This window comes from Micromonospora sp. U21, from assembly GCF_018070045.1.
In the GTDB taxonomy this organism is placed as follows: Bacteria; Actinomycetota; Actinomycetes; order Mycobacteriales; family Micromonosporaceae; genus Micromonospora.
Map to the genome: position 1 here is coordinate 262,385 of NZ_JAGPYK010000008.1, position 19,210 is coordinate 281,594.

Sequence of the window (19,210 nt, forward strand, 5' to 3'; positions counted from 1 at the left end):
GTCAACGTCGATCGTGCCAGTGCCGATGGAGGAACCGTGACCGGGCTGCGTACCGACCTGTACGAGCTGCGGATGGCGGCCAGCTACCTGCGGCGGGACATGGTCGAGCGCGCGACGTTCAGCCTGTTCGTGCGCCGCCTACCGCCGCAGCGTGGCTTTCTGGTGGCCGCCGGGCTGGCCGAGGCGCTGGCGTTCCTGGAAGGCTTCGCGTTCGACGAGGGCGAACTCGGTTACCTGCGCGACACCGTCGGACTCGACGAAGCGACGCTGGCAGCGCTCGCCGGGCTGCGGTTCACCGGTGATGTCTGGGCCGTGCCGGAGGGCCGCGTGGTGTTCGCCGACGAACCGCTGCTGGAGATCACGGCGCCGATCGCCGAGGCGCAGCTGGTGGAGACCGGCGTGCTGAACCTGATCACCTTCCACACCACGATCGCCAGCAAAGCCGCCCGATGCCGCGTCGCGGCCGGCGACGCGCAGCTCGTCGACTTCGCGTTCCGCCGCACGCACGGCATCGAGGCCGGCGCGGCCGTGGCCCGGGCGTCCGCGATTGCCGGCTTCGCCGCGACGAGCGACGTCGAGGCCGCTCGACGCTACGGACTGCCGCCGTCCGGGACCATGGCCCACTCGTACGTCGAGGCGTTCCCGGACGAGCGTGCCGCGTTCCGCGCGTTCGCGACCGACTTTCCGACGAACCCGGTGTTCCTCGTCGATACCTACGACACGCCCGCCGGGGTGCGAGCCGCCGTCGAGGTCATCGCGGAGCTGGGACTGACCGGCCCGATGGGCGTGCGGCTCGACTCCGGAGATCTTGCCGCGCTCGCCGTGCAGACCCGCGCGATCCTCGACGACGCCGGGCTGACTCAGGCTCAGATCGTGGCCAGTGGCAGCCTCGACGAGGATGTCATCGCGGCGCTCGTCGCCGTGGGCGCACCGATCGACGCGTACGGCGTCGGCACCCGCATGGGCGTCTCGTTCGACGCGCCGTCCCTGGACAGCGCCTACAAGCTGGTGGCCGTCGGCGACCGGCCGGTGCTCAAGCTGTCGCCCGGCAAGGCCACCCTGCCCGGTCCCAAGCAGGTCTTCCGCGATCCCGCCGGTGCCGACGGCGACGTGGTGGGGCTGCGCGACGAACCGCCACCGGGCGACCGCGAGCCGCTGCTCGTGCCGGTCATGCGCGGCGGCCGTCGCCTGGCCGTCGCCGACCCGGCCGGTGAGGTACGCGCCGCGCGCGGCCGGTTCGACGCGGACCTCGCCTGGCTACCGGAGCCGGCGCGCCGGCTGGCGGACCCGGAGCCGCTCACCGCCGCCGTCAGTCCGGCCCTGGCCGCGCTGCACGAGCGAGTGGCCGCGCAGGTGGGGCGGGGCGGGACGTACTGACAGCCAGGCCGGGCGGACTTGTCGGGGCGGCGGTCATCGCGGCGGGCTGGTGGCAACCCCGGGCTGGCGCGTCGGCGCCAGCCCGGAGCAGCGTTCGCGTTACCGCAATGCCAGCACGGCCAGGTAGCCGAGGTGGTCCGAGGCCCACCGGCCGTCGGGGGTCTGCCGCTCGGTGCCGAAGATGAGGCTCGAGACGGGAACGACCGCCCCCCGGAACAGGACCATGTCGATGCGGTGTTCGACGGCGTCGGCCGGTTGGTTCAAATCGTCGCCCAGACCCGCGGTGTAGCCGGGTTCACCCGGATGCAGGATCTGCCACGTGTCCCGCATCCCGCCGGCCACCAGGGCGGCGTAGGCGAGCCGGTTCTCGGCGACGGGCAGGTCGGGGCCCGTGTTGAGGTCCCCGGCGAGGATGACGTCACCCGGTGCCGTGGCGAGGGGGCCGGCCAGCAGCTCGCGCGCCTGCAGCACCCGGACACCGGCGTGGAAGGCCTCCAGGTGGGTGTTCACGAACCGGAACGGGCGTTGCCCGTGCACCACGTCCACCGCGGTCCAACCGCGGGTGCTGGTCACGGTCCCGTTCGTTGCCGCGAGCGTGAAGGTGAGGTTGTTGGCGAAGGTGCCGGACGAGGAGTCGGTCACCTTCACCCGGCCGCCGTGGCGCACCAGGATCACGTCGCGCATCGTGAGCCGGACGTCGAGGAAGTGCGGCGCGCCCGCCGGCGCCTCCAGGTCTGCCTCGGCCTGTACGACCGCGACGTCGTACGCGTGACCGGAGCGGCTCAGCTCGCTTATGAGCAGTGCCAGGTAGTCGTACCGGATTTCGGTGGCTGGTGCGGGGTCAGCGAACGTGCCGGTGCGCCACAGGGCGACCTCCTGCAGTCCGACCAGGTCCGGCTTGTTCTTGGTGATCTCGCGGGCGAGCAGCTTCGCCCGGGCGGGAAAGTCGACCAGGTCGACGTGGCTCAACAGCGCGGAGTTCGCGGCCAGGAACGCGCCTGGTGTCGGCGCGCCGATGGATGGCGTCAGATCGCCGCCCAGATAGAGGTTCCGGGTCATCACGGTGACCTTGGATTTTCCTTCGGCGTGGACGGGTGCGCCGAAAACGCCGAGGCTGACCAGGGCGATGGCGGCTGCGAGGGTGACTCTCGCGGTTCGCCGGGATGTGGTGGGTGTTGGGAGCATCCTCTTCGATCCTCTCTCCCGGCGACTGCGCCGGCGTCGGACGTGAGATCGATCCGGTGGTGCGGATGGGGACGCGTGAGGCGGCGTCGCGACCTGTCGGCGGGGCGCGGCCCGAGGCGGTGCGTGCACCGTATCGCCGCGAGGCGGTCGGAGACAGCTGTGGATATCGGCGGTTCGGCCCCACCCGCCAACCGGTACGGGTACTCGACGCTGATGTCGGCATCCGCGTCGGGCCGGCGGACGCCGATCAGGGCGGCGGCTGTCGAAAGCGGAGCCCGGTCCGGTCGGCTGCCCGCCTGCGTCGGCGGCGACGCTCGGCTCGTCAATCGGGCAGACAGGTCCCGTCGGGCAGGAGGCCGACGATCTCCTCGCCGCTCACACCGCTCGGCACCTGCTCGAAATGGCCGACGACACAGACGTCATCGAGGCGAGCCGCGTAGAGCAGCCCGCCCACAGGACCTGGATCGCCCGGACGAGCCAGCCGTGCCGTCCTCGCAGAGGCCTCCGTCCGGCTCAGCCACAGCCGAGCCGCGTCGACATCGTGCTGCGTCGGTTCGTGTGACGCCGGCTGACGGGCACATTCCGGCTGGGCGCCGGTCATGCACCAGCCGGCGTGCGGCCCGGATCGCGTTCGAGCTGGGCCAGACGGCGCGGGAGCTGCGGGAGCGCGCCGGTCGCATGGTTTCCCGCCGGTGCGACGCGGTGGTCGCCAATCGATGGATACCGCCGGCGGCACCGTTCCTGGTCAGCGCCATCCAGGCCCTGGGTACCACCGCTCCACCGGGTTACCCGAGCGCGACCTGGACGGCGACGTCGCGCTTCGGGTAATGCGCCTCCACCTGATCCGCGCCGTACTTGTCGCGGAACATCTCCACGACGTGGTTGACCCGGTCGCCGTCGGTGATCGGGGTGGCGCTCGTACTCAACGCCGTGCCGTTCGAGGCCACCTGGATCATCGGTGTCCGCTGCACGTTCTTGTACCAGTCGCTGTCCGACCCGGTGATCGGGACCAGGAACAGGCTCTCTTCCTCCTGCACGAACCACACCGGGTGCGAAATCTGCCGCCCGGTCTTCCGGCCGGTTACGGTGAGGTCGATCTCGCTGACGCCCTCCAGGGCGTCCCTGATGGCTTCGGTCACGGTGTCCTCCGTCGATCCTGCCGGAAGTGCTCCCGCTTCCCAGGCTATGAGCCTTGGTGTGCGCTCGCGGCGGATCCGGGACACCAGAAGTAGCACCTGCCGCCACGGGCACCTCACGGGGGCGTGGGACACCGATCCGGCCGTCAGGAGCGAGCCCCGCGACCGCGCGGTGCCGGGCGCGGCAGCCGGCCGCAGCCCGTCTTAGTTCAGTGTTGCCGTCTAGCGCTGTGGCAGGTAGATCTCCCAGCCGGAGGTGGTGAGGTTCGGCACCGGAATCCGGTGCCAGTCCTTGGCCCAGTCGGGCGGGGCGGAGCTCCTGGCCAGCAGGGCGAAGCGTCCGGTCGCCGCGGCCTGCCGCAGCTGCGCGGTGCTCGCGTTGCGGTTGTATCCCCGGTCTTCCAGCGCCCGGCACCCCGCGTAGTAGGCGATCGGGATGGCCTCGTGGCCGGAGATCACGCACGGCGGTCGCACGTCGTGCGATCGCAGGGTCTGGACGAGGCGGATCCAGTCGCCGCGGCTGCGGACCTGCTCCGCCACGACGTGGTGCAGGATGCCGGCCTGGATGGCGAGGTGGCCGGCGAAGCCCAACGCCACCACGGCGGCGACGACCCGCCGCTGCTGACCGACGGCCGTGGAGAACAATGCGGCGAGCCCCGGGATGGTGCAGACCAGAGCAACGGCGTAGGTCGGCAGCAGGAACCGGGGTGCGGAGTATCCGATCAGGAACAGGTAGGGGAAGGCCATGGCGGCGGCGACCACGAGTGGCAGCCATGCCGTCCGTGCCCGGCTCGCCCGGTGGGCCGCCCGGACAGCCAGTGGCACCAGCACCGCCAGCGCCAGCCACCACAGCACCGCCGGCCACCGCACGGGGCTGCCGCACGGGCGGCACAGGATCGGCCCGTCCAGGGTGCTGATCACGTGCCCGAGAGAGAACTGCAGTTTCGTACCGCCCTGCACGTGACCGGCCTGACGGATGCGCTCCAGGAGCCCGCCGTAGCGCAGCTCGGCCTCGACCGCCCACGGTGCGCCGCCGAGCACGAGGCCTGCGACCACTGCCGCGGTCAGCCGCCACCGCCGGAACGCGGGCACCGCGACGGTGGCGGCGAGCAGCGGGAGCCCGAGCCAGAAGGCGTCGGCCGGACGCATCAGGGCGGCCACGGCGAGGGCGGCGACGATCCCGAGGTACGCCCCGGGCCGGGCTGGCTCGGCCACGGCCAGCAGGAAACACCCGACCGCTGCCACCGCCGCCATCGCCGTGTAGTGGTTGGGCATTGCGGCGTTCGCGTAGAACAGGGCGGTCCAGAGGCTCGCGTACAGCCCGGCGGCGATCGCGGCGGTGCCGGGCCGCCGGGACACCCGCGACCACACCCAGAACGCCAGCCCGAGCGACGCCGCCGCGGTGACGGTGAGGAACAGCCGGAGGACGACGGTGGAATCGAGCCAGGACGCTACGGGCCACACCAGCAGGGTCACGCCCCGGGCGCGCGGCGCGCTCATGAACGCCGGCGGCGCATGGTTGCCGTGCTGGCTCACATAGACGACCTCGTCCCAGCCGAGGTCGAGACTGGCCGGCACCGCGACCAGCGATGCGGCGGCGAAGATCACGCACACCGCGACCAGGGGTCGCGCGCCGGACCGGGATGTCACGGATGAGGACAGCACCAACACCTCGCTCGACGAGTCACGCCAGGCCGCGCCCAGCGAGGAGGGTGGGGATTGTCCGAGCAGTCCTCACTTTAGTGGGAAACGGGACCTACTGGGTCTTCTCCGCAAGTCTTGGGTCTTCTCCGCGAATCGACCATCGGTCAGACCTTGATCGGTCCGTAACCCGGTGATCTGTTCGGGGAAGCCGATGCCGAGCGGCACACGGCGCTCTCGGGCGTCACGTGGTCAAGGGCCGCAAACAGCCAGTCCGTCCCCGACCGGAGACCGGCGACGCACTGCGGGCCCGGCTCGCCGCCGGTCCGGTGACACTGTCGTGGACCGGCATCGCGAACAGCCCGTACGTCTACAACCTGGCGCTGACCAGCGACCACAAGGTGCCGAACGTGCTGTCCTTTGGACGCCGCCGACTCGGCGGCGGCCGCGGCCGACAAGCAGCGGGCGGCGCGGCCACCACCATATTGACCGTGTCCAGTACCGCGTCGCCTGGCCGGAGCGTGGGCCAGGACCGCCGCGATACGGGCCCAGCGGCCGTCCGGTGAGCGCTCCGGCTCGCCCACCTCGGCGGACCCGGACACGGTACGGGCGGCGGCCACCACCTGGTCGGCCGGGCCGGCGGTGGCCAAGATCTCAGCAGGTGCGACCGCTCCCCTCGGGTAGTGCGTCTCGATCATCCGCTGGCCGGTCACCGAGCCGACGTCCTTTGAAGAGGACGGCTACGAGCTGTCCGACGCCGAGGCGGATATGCACGCGGCGCTCATCGCCGAGGAGGAGGAACGGAAGCGCGCCGAGGCCGAGGAGGAAGCCGAGCGCCTGCGGTACGAGGCCGAGGAGGACGACGAGGACGGCGGCGAGCCGCCGATCGTCGACGTGCGCCTGCCCGAGGAGGATGTCGAGCCCGACCCGGACCCGTGCGCCGAGGCCGACCTGACCCGGACGAGGCCAACGAGCTGGCGCACGACGAAGAGCCGCGCCGCATCGTCGCCGAGGCCGACGCTGAGCAGCCCGAGGCCCAGGGAGACGAGTGAGCCCGACGCTGACGCGTCGGCTCGCTGAGGAGGCGCGCACCTGGTTTGGCCAGGTGCGCGCCTCCGGCGAGTCCGACCAGCCGGTGCCGGAAGGCACTGCGGCCGCCGTGTGGCGGCGGATCACGACCGAAGCGGACCCGTCATGCCGATGTTGAGGTTGCCGACGCCGAAGCTCAGGGTGATCAGCGCCGCCGCCGTTCCCAGCCACACCGCGCGGGGCTAACACTCCACCGGACTGACGTCAAGGCTCCGTGGCGGATCCGCGCAAAGTTGGGGGTTGACTCGAGGGTGTTCCCGGGGCGTACTGGATACACGTTCCCGCACTGCCGGCTGGCGCGGTCGGCCAGAAAGAGGCGGGCAGGCACTCCCAGAGTCGGGTTGCCTGCTCCTGTTCGCGCCGACGGTGCTGGGACCGTCGAGAGAAGGAGGCCCCCACATGAAGGATCGTTCGTCGGCGAGTTGAGCCGCCGCACCACCATGGCGCTTGTCGAGCGCTGCCGGTGTTCTGACCCCTTGTGGCTCGGCTTGGCCGTCCGCCCCCGTGTCCGCCTGTTGACCGCAGCCTGCTGTGCCGGTTGTGGCGACGCCTGCTGCCCTGGTGCCTGCCCCTGCGCATGACAGGAGGGGTTCGGCCCGGACGGGCGTCACCGGCCAGGGTCGCGCCTGCCCAAGCCCTGATCCGAGCGGACTGGACTGCGCCCTCCATCGCCCGCACCTTGAACATCATTCAACTGGAGCACATATATGACATCAACTAAAATCAATCGAACGAAGCCGACTGTCAGGTCGGTCCGCCCCTGTATGACGACGGTAGCCAAGATTGCGCACGCGCTACCTCACCATGGGAGGTGGGCCGTTGGCGACAACTGAACAGCGATCGCACGACGTCCGCGCCGATCAGCGGTCGGGGCGCGAGCGGCTGGAAAACCGCATTCAGGTGCTGATCATGTTGTTGATCGGCGGCGCGGCCGGCGCGGCCTCCTTCCGGCACGTGCATGACGTCGCGGCGGCACACGGCCAGCCGGGATGGCTCGCCTGGGCCGACGCGGTCGTGCTGGAGTTGACGTCGATCGCCGCCGGTCTGGAACTGCGCCGCCACCGCCGCTCGGGCACCAGCGTCGCCTTCCCGGCGACCGTCCTGACAGTGGCGGTGTTCCTGTCCCTCGCCGCCCAGGTAGTGGAGGCGGAAGCGTCGGCGATCGGCTGGATCGCCGCCGCGCTGCCGGCGCTCGGCTTCCTGACGATGGTGAAGATCGCCCTCGGCCGCGCCGACCCCGCCCCACCCGAGCGAACCGCCCGCCCCACGCAGGTCGCCCCAGGACCGCCGCTGATCGCGGACGCCGCGGTCCCGGACACCCGCGAGCCGGTCCCCGCACCGCCACTGCCGGTCCCCGCGAGCACTGAAGCGGTCCGGGACTGCACCGCCGCGGTCCCCGCCCCGGCGGACCAGGACCCGGCGGCCCCGGACCGACGGGCCGAGGACACGCCGGTCCGGGACCGAGGCCCGGGGATCACCGCGCTGGTCCCGGCCGCCCGGACCGCCGCCCGCACCCTCGACGCCCACGGAACACCGCTGTCCCGCAAGGCCCTCGCCGGACAGCTGCGCGCGGACGGGCACCAACTGTCCAACGCCACCGCCTCAGTACTCGTGCGCGTCCTGCGCGGCGAGAGCACCCCACCCGCGCCGGACCTGTCACACCGGGAGGCCGCGTGACAGAACCACCATCTGCGACCTCTGTCAGCCATAGCAGTCGCCGTGAGACCAGCACACGGGTCTGTCAGGAAGCCCGTCTCCTGACAAAACCTGACCCGACCTGGCAGAGGGAACACCGGCCCGTCCGTCACCGCAGGGCGACCAGTGCACACCGTGCCCTCCATCGCCCTGTTCGGATCCTCGAAGGAGCAACACGCATGCTGACGCAGCTCAGCGGCCCTCACCCGCACCACCAGAGTCATCACCGACCTGCGGCGCACTCGCTGTCAAACCACTGTCAAGGCGGAACCGGTGTGGCCGGCCGTGTCGACGTCGGTGTCGGTCTCCGTTGCACCGTCCGCCTTGATCCTGACCCCCAAACCGACCCGCCGATCCCGCCTACAGCCCAGGTCAGGCCCCCTTTCAGAAGTGCGGGGCGGCTCCAGACACACCCTCATGTGTGGGGTGTCCCCCCAGGGGCAGCCCATGCGTAAACCGCTACCGGATCCGGACCCGCTGCTGCGTCTACAGGCCAGCATCACCGCCCGCGACGACCGCCTCCTCGGCTGGCTCTACGACCATGGAGTCCTCACCACCGATCAGATCGGCGCCGCACTGTTCCCCTCCCTGGACTTCGCCCAACGCCGGCTACGCCGCCTCACCGTCCTGCGGGCGACAGACCGGTTCCGGCCCAACCGGGCCTACGGCGGCTCCTACCCGTACCACTACGTCCTGGACCAGCTCGGCTACGACCACGTCCACGCCCAACGGGGACTCGGACGACCACGCCGGGACCAGGCCCGCCGCCGCAAGCAGTCCCTGACCGCCCGGCCGGACCTGCCGCACCTGCTCGGCGGCAACCAGGTCTTCATCGACCTCGCCGCCCACGCCCGCACCCACCCCGACACGGCCCTGGACCGGTGGCAGCCCGCGTCCGCCTTCCACGAGCCCGGCGTGTTCTACCGCCGAGGTGGCAATCCGCAGATGATGGTCCGCGGACCGAGCGGACTGCCCCGCCCCGACGGCGCCGGGGTGTGGACCGAGCACGGACGGTCCGTGCCGTTCTTTCTCGAGTACGACACCGGCCGCGAACGCCTCAACATCCTCACCGAGAAAATCGCCAAGTACGAACGGCTGGTCTGCCTCAGCAACTGGGCGTGGCCGGTCCTGTTCCATCTACCCTCCGCCCGCCGCGAGGCGAATCTGCACCACCGCCTCGCCGAGGTCGGTCCGCAGGCGATCATCGCCACCACCACCGCCGAACTGCGCGCCGCCACCGGCGCCAGCCCCGCCGAGCAGGTGTGGCAGCTATCCGGCTCCGGCGCCGGCCGGCACCGCCTCATCGACCTGCCCTACACCGACACCACCCACGACGCCGAGTTTCCCAACCTCGCCGCGCCCGGCCCGAGCGGGCGGGCGGCCTGACGGCGGCGGGGCAGACGGACGCGTCGCGCGGTGTAGGTGGCCTTACGCCGCCCCCGCGCGCCCACACCCGCCACCTCGTGGCAGCGAACGCCGCGCATCGTATGGCCCCGGGGGCGGGACAGGGGCGCGGGCCGTAGGTCACCAGTGCAGCGCCCGGCGTACCTCAACAGCTCTCACGGACCTGTCAGGTCGGCCTCCGGCGACAGAACCGGCGACCGCCCCTACACCCACACCAGCCACCCTGCGCTATGCCCGGCGTGGCGGAGAGACCAGCCGGTCGATCTCAGGCGGCGATGGCCCGAGCGGCGGCGTACATGTCGGCCGGGAGCCGATGCTGCAGCCGCCAGATGATGCGCATGGGTCGATCGCCGCTGTGCTCTTGGTACGTCATTGGCCCGGCGTACAGGTACGGCGGCACGCCCAGGTCGCGGTCGGCAAGCTTGGTCTCTCGGACGAACAGGTGCACCGTCGACCCGCGCTCGGCGTGCTGGATGTAGCGCTGCCCGGTCCCCGACGCCGACGACGTGGTGCTCTGCGACTCCCACTGGAACAGGCTGTCGGTGATGGCCCGGTCGGCATACATCGTGGTGGGGGAGTAGTGCTCCTCGGACTTGACCAGGGTGACGAAGAAGAGGTCGGCCCGCTCGTCCGGCAGCCACTTCACGCCCTCGCGCAGCGACCCCGGGTTCGTCATCCCGAAGGCCGCGCACGCCTCGTTTCGGCTGTAGCGAGCGTGCACCCGCAGTGGCACCCGGTCCGACGCCGGCTCCGGCGTGACCCGGTGGATCCGATCCCGTAGGACCTCGGCGACCTGGCGCAGCTCGGCGCAGCGCGCCGGCTCCGCCCAGAGCCGCTTCAGCCGGGCGTCGCGCTCGGTCAGCGACACCGACGGCCCCCAGAGGCTGAAGTGCAGCAGGTCCAGCAGTCGGCCGCCGCCGGGGCGTTCGCCGCCTGCGACCCGGGCCAGCAGGTCCAGCCGGTCGACGTCGTCGGTGTGCAGCATCCGCCCGATAGCCCGTCCGAGCTCGCGGTCGTCCGGCCCGGCGGTCGAGGTCTCGATGCCCGCCAGGCGCCGCAGCCCGGCCCACCCGCCGATGCTGGCTGACCGGTAGACGTCCTCGATCTCCAGGCTGCTTCCGTGCAGGAACTCGGCCAGGCTCACGTCGCCGAGCTGCCGCAGCTCCGCCACCAGGCCGTTCTTCGACGTCGGCAGGGCCGACTTCAGGTTGGCGAGCACCACCGCCTTAGCCACCCGGTTCAGCTCGACGTGACAGCCGCTCGGCAGCGACGGGAAGTCATCCCGGACGGCCGCCTCGACGGCCCGCCGGCTGACCCCGGTCAGCGCCCGCCAGCGCAGGTCGAACCGGAAGTTGGCGTGCTGCCCGCCGATGAAGTCGAGCACCGTCAGGCAGGGCTTGTCGTCGTCCAGGCGCAGACCGCGGCCGAGCTGCTGCAGGAAGATCGTGGCGCTCTCGGTGGGCCGCAGCATGAGGATCGTGTCGACCATTGGCAGGTCGATGCCCTCGTTGAACAGGTCCACGGTGAAGAGCACCCGCAGTTCACGGTTGCGGAACGCTGTCAGCAGCGACTGCCGCCCGGCGGCGTCGACCCGCGAGGTCACCGCCGCCGACGGTACGCCGTGCTGTGTGAACCAATCCGCCATGAACTCGGCGTGCCCGATGCTCACGCAAAAACCGAGGGCCCGCATCCGCCCGACGTCGGCGGTGTCGCGTACCGCCCGCAGGATCATCCGCGCCCGGGCGTGGTTGCCGGTGTAGACGCCGTCCAGCTCGGCCGGGTCATACCCCTGCCCCCGCTTCCAGCGCAGCTGCGACAGGTCGACGTCGTCGTGCAGCCCGAAGTACTGGAACGGACACAGCAGTTGTCGCTCCAACGCCTCCCACAGGTGCAGCTCCACGGAGGCGCGGCCTTCGAACCACCGCCGCACGTCGCCGCCGTCGCTCCGGTCGGGGGTCGCGGTCAGCCCCAGCAGTACGCGTGGCCGCAGCCGCTCCAGCAGTCGCGCGTACGTTGGCGCCTCGGCGTGGTGGAACTCGTCGACGATGACCATGTCGTACGCCTCGGGGTCGATCTCCTGCCGGTGTAGCGACTGGATCGAGGCGAAGACGTACTTCCAGTCCTTCGGCCTATCGCCGCCGACGAGGGTCTCGCCGAAGCTGCCGTCCCCCATCACCTGCCAGAACACCGAGCGGCTCTGCCGGAGGATCTGCTCCTGATGGGCGACGAACAGCAGCGAGTCGACGCGGCCGGCCTTGCGCAGCCGGCGGTAGTCCAACGCTGCCACCACGGTCTTGCCGGTGCCGGTCGCCATCACCACCAGGTTCCGCCAGCGGCCGTGGACCAGCCGCTCGCCGTCGAGGTCGTCGAGGATCTGCTGCTGGTACGGGAACGGCCGGACGTCCAGGTTCGCGATCTCGGTCTGCGCCTCGTCGGGGCGCTCGCCGCGCAGCGCGATGCGCAGCCGCTCGGCGTCCTTAACCGGGTCGTACGCCTCGAAGGCCGAATCGTTCCAGTAATCGGTGAACGTCGCCTCGAAGGTGTCGATGACGTGCGGCTGCTCCAGGTTCGAGATCCGCACGTTCCACTCGATGCCGTCGACCAGCGCAGCCTTGGAGAGGTTGGACGAGCCGACGTATGCGGTCGTCGTGCGGTTGGTGCGGCGGAACAGCCACGCCCTGGCGTGCAGCCGGGTGGTCCTGGTCTCGTAGGAGACTCTGATGTCGGCGCCGAGTTCGGCGAGCCGGTCCAGGGCCCGCTGGTCGGTCGCCCCCATGTATGTCGTGGTGATGACGCGAAGCCGGCCGCCGCGAGCGATCAGGTCCCGGATCGCCGGCTCCACGATGCGTAGGCCATGCCACTTGATGAACGCGCAGAGCAACTCAACCTCATCGGCCGAAGCCATCTCGTGGGTGACCTCGTGGCCGATGCGCGGCTGGTGGCGGCCGTTGACCAGCAGCGCGCCGGTGGAGAGCGGGGTCGTGGGGCGCACCGGGAAGGTGGGTGCGGCGGGCGGCGTCGTTGGGGCGGCGATGCCCCACAGCAGGCGCTGGGCATCGGCGACCGCGCCGTCGGCGCCGATGGCGCGCGGCTGGGCCTCAGCGATGCTCTCCACGATCCGGTTGGTCAGCTCAACCTGGCGCGCGACCTTGTCGTCCCCACCGCCGATGGCGAGCAGCGCCCGGCGGGCCAGCGCCGCGATGTGCCGGGCGAGGACATCATGCGTATCGGCCGGGTCGAGCTTGTTGTGCTGGATGAGGGCGGGGTCGACGTGCTCAAGCCGGTCGGCAAGTTGCTGGGTGATCAGGTGCTCGTAGATGCCCCGCTCAAGATCCGACATCGGAGTAACCTAACCAGCCCGCCGCGAGTTGTGGAGGCCGCTGTACCGCTAATGGCGGGACCGATCCAGCTTTGCCCGAGTTGATGCCATGTAGTGGCAAGGTTGTCGGATCTCGGACAGAGGCTACGTGTATCGATGAAACGGGTCCTTTACCGACCGCCGCCTCCCATGCCTTCATGTCGTGGTGGCCTGCGGCGGTAGGGAAGGGCCGGTGACCTGGGATGGGACGCACCGCCCGGGCAGTAGTTGCCGGGCGGCAGCATTAACTGCGGAGGTTATTGACAGCGCAAGAAGGCCGGTCTAGGCAGACCGATCGGTTGAATACCGAGGGTCTCGCTAGAAGGACTCCTGACGGTAGGGTCCAGGAACGCCTTGTGGGAGGTGGGTATCGATGCTTGCTGGGCTGGAAATGCCGCCCGCGGCCGAAGCGGGGCGGGTTATCACTGCGGGCCTCCCAGGCCTGCACTCCGGTAACCACCGTGGCGTCGTGGTTCACTCAGTGACGGGGGCGGGCAAGTCCAACGTGATGGTGCGGGCGGCCGTCGAGGTTGCCGGCGCCGCCGAGCCGCTGATCGTCACCGCTCCGAACAACGAGGAAGGCGACCACCTAATCGCCGTCCGGCTGCACAAGGCGCCGAAGCCGCCCATCGGCGGTCTCCTCGCTGCCGACTCCAGCCCTCGAACCGAGTCATGGTTCATAACGTGGTGTGGGGCGGCGCCAAGCGGTTTCGGGCCGCGGCCATCCAATACGGCGGCGCTGGCCGCTAGGCAGGTGACGCCACGTGTCCACTGACGCTGTCACTAGGGTCGGTGACATCTTCGTCCGACATCCAACCTACGGCATCGGTAAGCTTCGGAAGGGTTCCGGCACCGTTCGATTCTTCGACGGACCGACAACTGGCGAGATTTCCATCCCCGTGGATGGGCTCACCTTGGCACCGATGCGATTGGAAAAGCACCAGCGGGTATGGTGTCGCCACGGCGGCACCTGGCAGGCGGGGTTCGTGGATGCCTGCGACTTACGCGGCAAGGAATACCTGGTCGACTTCCCCAATGGTAATTCCGAATATGTCAGTACCGATCGCCTGTACGTTCGGTGGTCACAGCCAGTTCATGATCCGGTGACCCTGTTGAAGGCTGGCACCACGGAAAGCCGCTTTCTGCATAATCGCCGGGCGGCATTCGTTGCTGATATTCTCCGTCAGCGTGCCGCTGCGCAAGGGTTAGCCGGAATTTGGTCGTCCGGCGTCGAGATTCATGCTCATCAGGTTGGGGCTGCGCGGCGAATCCTTGCTGACCCGGTGAAACGATACCTGCTCGCCGATGAGGTTGGTCTGGGAAAGACGGTCGAGGCCGGCATGGTGCTGCGCCAACTCCTGCTCGACGGCGCAGGGGATGCTCTCGTCGTGGCTCCGGACGGTTTGACCGACCAGTGGCGAGCCGAATTGCTGTCGAAGTTCCGTGTAGATCAGTTTCCAGGACGAGTGCATGTCCTTGATCATTCGGATATTGAGTCAGTTACCCCGACCGGCCGGCTTATCGTCATCGTCGATGAGGTTCACCGGCTGACAGCGACCGCAGACGGCGGCAGTGGAAACTCCTATCGGCATCTATGCGAGGTTACTCACGAGGCGTCGAGCGTGTTGCTGCTGTCGGCGACGCCGGTGCGGTCGAACGAAGACGGGTTCTTGCGGATGCTTCACCTGCTCGATCCCACGGCCTATCCCCTCGATGGCCTTGCGCAATTCCGGCACCGTGTGGAAATCCGCGATGATCTAGCGCAGGCCCTGGCTTCGCTCGGCGAGGACACCCCGCTGATGTTCTTGAATGAACCTAGCGCGACCCTGCGCCGATTGCTGCCGGATGAGGAGTGGCTTCAGCAGGAACTTGACGTGCTTGATCGCCGAATCTTGGACCGGGATACCGAGGCGGTACGCGATGTCTGCCGCCGGGTGCGCATGCAACTCGCCGAGACGCATCGCATCCACCGTCGGATGATCCGAACGCGTCGGAGTGCGTCGCTGGCCCGCCTCTTTCCGGTGCGCGGGCGGACGGTTGTACGGGATTGGCTGCTGACCGATCCCGACCAGCGGCGGCCAGAAATCCTGACAATGATCGAAAATCTTCGCGTTGAGCTCGCCGCACTTGAGTCGGGGGACCCACAAGACGTATTCCGCACGGTCCTCGGCCGGGCCATGGCGCCGGTGACTGCGCTTGCCGATCTTGCACAGGCACTGCGGCGCGAGTCCGGCCACGACCTTGACGACGTGGAGGCGGCATCGCTGGTGGGTTTTGCTGGCACCGCACTTGCATATTCGATTGCGGCTCAAATCGAAACGATCCTTGCCTGTGACACTGACGTGGACCGTCTCACGGCAATGGTGCAATGGGCATGGCCGTGTGTCGGCAGTCATCGCATTGCGGTGGTCTGTTCGTTTCCTGCGACCGCCGAAGCCGCCGCCGAACGGTTGGAGGCCCAGTTCGGTGTGGGCCGGGTGGTCCGCCTGTTGTCGAAGATGAGCGCAGCGGAGAGGGCCGAGGCGGCCCGGCGCTTCGTCGAGGAGCCGTCCGGTGCTGTGATCGTGATGGACCGTGGCGGCGAAGAAGGTGTAAATCTGCAGGTCGTCGAGGAGGTGTTGCACCTGGATTTACCAGTGAACGTCGGCCGGATTGAGCAGCGTCTTGGGCGATTTGATCGGTGGGCTCAGAGCAATTACTCAGCCAGAGCCCCGGTTCGCTCGAAAGCGTTCCGTGAGACAACCGCCAGCCTTGACGTGCACCTGGGAGGATGGCGCCAAGCCCTTGATGAAGGGCTGAGCTTGTTCGGGGAGTCTAGCGCAACCCTGCAATACGTCCTCAGGGACGTCGAACGCGAGTTCCTCGCCGACGCGATCGACCGCGGGCTGCCCTATGCCAGTGAGCGGATGGCCGAGCGCCGCGACGATCTCGACGCGCAGCGGCGGCGAATCGACGGTCAGGACCTGCTCGACGCAATTGAGGAGCGCGCCGAGGACGAGCAGCTGGCCAACAGTATGAATCAAGCCGACCGCGCGGACGCCACACTTAGCAGGTTCCGAGGCTATGTGGTCAAGATGCTCGGGTTCACCGAGGACGTTGACAAGCACAGCACTCGTTTCGGCATCAGCACCAAACACCCACCCCGCGTGACAGAATCGGACGTACACAAGATCGGACCGGAAAACCTGCGCCGCCGCTACGCCCACCGGCGCGTTAGGGCAGTGAACGGATCCGGATTATTGCGATGGGGTGAACACCTCGTCGACCGGTTCGCCGACCTGGCGATGCGCGACGACCGTGGGCGCGCCTTCGCGATCGAGATCCGCCAACCGCGCCGCGAGCCCGGCTCCAGCCTCGTTCTGTTCATGTTCAGCGTGATCGTCACGGCGGACCCCGCGCCGGTGGACGATTTGCACGTCGTCGACCAGGCGGCTGCGGCCGCGGCAACCGTACGGCTGGGCCAACTGTTTCCGCCACGCCAGGAGCGGGTGTGGTGGCGACCTGACTGGGGGGAGCCCCCCGAGGAGGTCTGCCAGACCCTCGATGCTGCGGACGGCGACAACCTGGGCAGCCGCCCGGAGCGATTCGAACAGCTGACCCAGTTTCTGAACTGGTCGGATCTGTGCGAAGGGGCGGCGCGCGAGGCGTCGCGGTTGGTCGCGCAGCGCTCGAGCGTTCAGCAGCATGTGTCCGCCGCTTCGGTCAACGCGAAGATTATGCGAACACGGGAAGAGGCGGTGGTCGAGGCTCGTCGCCGCGCCGGGGCGGACGCGTTGAGTGACCCCCGTGTTCTCGACACGGTATCGGCGGCCGCCGAGGCGCCCCAGTTGACGATCGACTCCTGTGGCGTCGTCTTTCTCACCGGCCCGGAGGCATAGGCATGACCAGCGTGACGCTGGACGAGTTGCGCGCGCGGGACCGACGGCTGGACCGACGGTTGGTCAGGCAACGGGCGTCGGCGGCTGATCTCGCGGTCATGATCCGATCAGGGCTGATCGCCGCCGGATACGCGTCGCTGGCGTTGCCCGGTACGCCTTTCGAGCATTGGGACCCCGGCGTGTGGGCCGACTGCGGTCTGCTACGCGAGGAGACGACGGTGCGGCCGGTCATGTGGAAGCCTGGCTGGCTCGACCACTACGACACCACCGCGCTTGACGATGCCCCGAGCCGCCGCGCGAGGCGACGGTTCGACGAGGACGTCCGCGCCGACCTGTTCTACCGGCAGACCATGGATCATGCCACCGCCAGGAGTCGTGGACAGCGCGACGCCGTGCGGGCGGCCGCCCTCGCCGGCCCTGGCGACACCGTCATCTGCGTGCTGCCCACCGGCTCGGGTAAGAGCGATGTTGTCCTTACCCGGGCGCTGCGCAACCGGCCACGGCAGGCTTTCATCGTCGTGCCCACGGTCTCCCTCGCTCTAGATCTTGAGCGGCGGGTGCAGGGCTTGCTGGGCGACGACTGCGACCGATTTGCATACTTTGGCGCCGCCAACCCGTCCGACAAGGAGCGCATCCGTGGCGGTATCGCGGCGGGGTCTCAATGGCTGACGATCGCCGCGCCTGAGGCGGCTTGCACTGTGCTCGCCCCGCCGCTAATGGAAGCCGCCAAGCGGGGGACGCTCGACCTCATCGTCCTTGACGAGGCCCACATCGTCACCGAATGGGGAGATGCGTTCCGGCCGGCGTTCCAAGCATTCGCCGGTCTTCGCCAGATGCTGCTCGACACCGCTCCGGACGGTCAGCAGGCCGCCACCGTTCTGCTCACGGGAACGTTGGATACCTATAGCCTCTCCACGCTGACCCGGCTGTTCCCTGGCCGCCACTGCATGCTCCTGTCCGGACAGACGACGCGACCGGAGCCGGCGTGGTGGTCGGCACCCTGCCGCGATGAAGACGACAAGCGCGAAAAGTTGATCGAGGCGTTGCGGCACCTGCCTCGGCCGGCACTGGTCTACACCACGCTGCACATGTCCACGCGATCCACCAACACCAGCACGGCAAGGTCCTGGCTGGCCGATGCGGGGTTCGCCGCAATGACCGAGATCGCCGGCAACCCTAAGCCGAGCGTACGGCAGGCGGCTGTGCGCGGCCTGCGCCTCGGGGGCACGACGGACGAGGACCTGGACATCGTGGTCGCGACCTCCGCGTTCGGGCTCGGCATCGACATCGACGACATTCGTAGCGTAGTCCACCTGTGCGTGCCCGAATCCGTCGATCGGCTCTATCAGGAGGTGGGACGCTCCGGCCGAGACGGGTGCGCGGCGGCATCCCTGGTCCTATGGGCTCCTGTGGACATGGATGTGGCGAGCGACATCGCGCGCGAGCGCCTGATCGGCCCAGATCTCGCATGGAAGCGCTGGCAGAGCATGCGACGCGGACGGTGGGTGGGCGACGAACTCACCGTTGACCTGCGCGCGGAACACGCCGGAGTCACGTATCCGTCTAGTGACGCCAACATCTACTGGAACGTGCAGACCCTGGCGGCGATGGACCGGGCCAGAATGATCCGGCGGCGGTGGCCAATACCGCAGAACGTGCCCGTCGACGCCGCTGACGACGAGGTAGAGGCGTTCTTCGACACCCAGCGGACCGCGGCCACGGTCGAGGTCCTGCACAGCGACCTCGACGACGCGGCCAGCTTCCGGTCACGCCTTACCGCCGGTCGGCGGTCCACACGCGACGCCGCCGAAGCTGCGCTCACCGCTGCGACGGTGCTGATACGCGGGATCGACGAGTGCACCAACCAATATCTGGCGCGTCGCTACCGGCTGGAGGACGACGCCGGGAACCAGTTTCCGGTGTCGGTGGCTTGTGGTGGCTGTCCGCACTGCCGCCGTAGCGGCAGGCTGCCCACCCCGGCTCCGGCCCACAGCACCCTCCTAGCCGGCGAGTTACGCGCGGAAGCCACCGACGACCTGCAATGCCTGTCGACGGACGGCAGGATGAGCGTCCGGCTGGAGGCGCCTAACGACCGCGCTGTACGGACACTGGTTGACCGCCTTCTCCGGCGGGGCGTCCTCACCGTCGTCACCGCCGACCCGGAGGCCGTCACCTGGCCTACCCGGACGATGGGGCCATGGTGGGTTGAGGACTTCCACGAGTGGGCCGACCAGTTGGAGACGCCGTGGCGCGTCCCTACACTCCTGGTGGTTGACACGTCGGTCGACGACACGGTGCTGGCGCGGGCGTTGTCACGGCTGGCCCGTCAGCCACTCGGGATCGTGCTGGCGCCCCGAACGCGACGCGATCCATCGGATCCGAGGCAGCTTCTGCACGAAGCTTGGGCGCCCAGCTACGAGATTGAAGATCTGTTGAGGAGGATTTGA

At 69.3% G+C, this 19,210-nt stretch carries 13 protein-coding genes; 8 read left to right on the forward strand and 5 right to left on the reverse strand.

The annotated features are described in order from the left end of the window. The first annotated feature begins 36 nt into the window (after positions 1-36). Positions 37-1,377: a nicotinate phosphoribosyltransferase gene (locus KBX63_RS14125; protein ID WP_210911462.1), complete on the forward strand. Its 1,341-nt coding sequence runs from the start codon at positions 37-39 to the stop codon at positions 1,375-1,377. Positions 1,378-1,476: 99 nt separating this feature from the next. Here the strand turns inward: KBX63_RS14125 and KBX63_RS14130 are convergent, their stop codons facing one another. From KBX63_RS14130 to KBX63_RS14140, 4 genes are all read right to left on the reverse strand, one after another. Beyond that, positions 1,477-2,562 carry an endonuclease/exonuclease/phosphatase family protein gene (locus KBX63_RS14130; protein WP_210911463.1) on the reverse strand — a complete coding sequence of 362 codons (1,086 nt, stop codon included), beginning with the start codon at positions 2,560-2,562 and terminating at the stop codon, positions 1,477-1,479. 322 nt (positions 2,563-2,884) lie between these two features. Continuing rightward, entirely contained in the window at positions 2,885-3,016 is a 132-nt protein-coding gene (locus KBX63_RS35985) for a hypothetical protein (protein WP_256443044.1), read from the reverse strand. Between the two features lie 331 nt (positions 3,017-3,347). Beyond that, positions 3,348-3,701, reverse strand: coding sequence for a nitroreductase/quinone reductase family protein (locus tag KBX63_RS14135; RefSeq protein WP_210911464.1), 354 nt, complete (start codon positions 3,699-3,701; stop codon positions 3,348-3,350). A gap of 219 nt (positions 3,702-3,920) precedes the next feature. Next, positions 3,921-5,348, reverse strand: a complete 1,428-nt coding sequence (locus KBX63_RS14140) for a hypothetical protein (RefSeq protein WP_210911465.1) — start codon at positions 5,346-5,348, stop codon at positions 3,921-3,923. 239 nt (positions 5,349-5,587) lie between these two features. On the opposite strand from KBX63_RS14140, the gene KBX63_RS14145 reads away from it, so the two are divergent. The 4 genes from KBX63_RS14145 to KBX63_RS14160 all read left to right on the forward strand — a co-directional run bounded on the left by KBX63_RS14145 (position 5,588) and on the right by KBX63_RS14160 (position 9,509). Continuing rightward, on the forward strand, positions 5,588-5,905 hold the full coding sequence (locus KBX63_RS14145) for a hypothetical protein (RefSeq protein WP_210911466.1): 318 nt from the start codon (positions 5,588-5,590) through the stop codon (positions 5,903-5,905). 202 nt (positions 5,906-6,107) lie between these two features. Beyond that, positions 6,108-6,419: a hypothetical protein gene (locus KBX63_RS14150; RefSeq protein WP_210911467.1), complete on the forward strand. Its 312-nt coding sequence runs from the start codon at positions 6,108-6,110 to the stop codon at positions 6,417-6,419. An 828-nt stretch (positions 6,420-7,247) separates the two neighbouring features. Continuing rightward, the gene (locus tag KBX63_RS14155; RefSeq protein WP_247662278.1) at positions 7,248-8,105 is read left to right on the forward strand and encodes a DUF2637 domain-containing protein; all 858 of its coding nucleotides are present in this window, start codon (positions 7,248-7,250) and stop codon (positions 8,103-8,105) included. A gap of 465 nt (positions 8,106-8,570) precedes the next feature. Next, on the forward strand, positions 8,571-9,509 hold the full coding sequence (locus KBX63_RS14160; RefSeq protein WP_210911468.1) for a replication-relaxation family protein: 939 nt from the start codon (positions 8,571-8,573) through the stop codon (positions 9,507-9,509). 283 nt (positions 9,510-9,792) lie between these two features. On the opposite strand, the gene KBX63_RS14165 is transcribed toward KBX63_RS14160, so the two are convergent. Then, on the reverse strand, positions 9,793-12,867 hold the full coding sequence (locus KBX63_RS14165; RefSeq protein WP_210911469.1) for a DUF3427 domain-containing protein: 3,075 nt from the start codon (positions 12,865-12,867) through the stop codon (positions 9,793-9,795). Between the two features lie 391 nt (positions 12,868-13,258). Between KBX63_RS14165 and KBX63_RS14170 the strand changes: the two genes are divergently transcribed. From KBX63_RS14170 to dpdF, 3 genes are read left to right on the forward strand one after another with little or no spacing between them, the layout of a single operon-like run. Further along, a complete protein-coding gene (locus KBX63_RS14170) occupies positions 13,259-13,660 on the forward strand; it encodes a hypothetical protein (RefSeq protein WP_210911470.1) in 402 nt (133 codons plus the stop codon). After that, positions 13,650-16,763, forward strand: a complete 3,114-nt coding sequence (gene dpdE / locus KBX63_RS14175) for a protein DpdE (protein WP_210911471.1) — start codon at positions 13,650-13,652, stop codon at positions 16,761-16,763. The genes KBX63_RS14170 and dpdE overlap by 11 nt, the downstream gene beginning before the upstream one ends. 2 nt (positions 16,764-16,765) lie before the next feature. Then, entirely contained in the window at positions 16,766-19,210 is a 2,445-nt protein-coding gene (gene dpdF / locus KBX63_RS14180) for a protein DpdF (protein WP_210911472.1), read from the forward strand.

Bases quoted from the DNA above. Each gene is read 5' to 3' on its own strand.
- KBX63_RS14130 (WP_210911463.1), bottom strand. From the start codon at position 2,562: ATGCTCCCAACACCCACCACATCCCGGCGAACCGCGAGAGTCACCCTC.
- KBX63_RS14150 (WP_210911467.1), top strand. From the start codon at position 6,108: ATGCACGCGGCGCTCATCGCCGAGGAGGAGGAACGGAAGCGCGCCGAG.
- KBX63_RS14160 (WP_210911468.1), top strand. From the start codon at position 8,571: ATGCGTAAACCGCTACCGGATCCGGACCCGCTGCTGCGTCTACAGGCC.
- KBX63_RS14165 (WP_210911469.1), bottom strand. From the start codon at position 12,867: ATGTCGGATCTTGAGCGGGGCATCTACGAGCACCTGATCACCCAGCAA.
- KBX63_RS14170 (WP_210911470.1), top strand. From the start codon at position 13,259: ATGCTTGCTGGGCTGGAAATGCCGCCCGCGGCCGAAGCGGGGCGGGTT.
- dpdF (WP_210911472.1), top strand. From the start codon at position 16,766: ATGACCAGCGTGACGCTGGACGAGTTGCGCGCGCGGGACCGACGGCTG.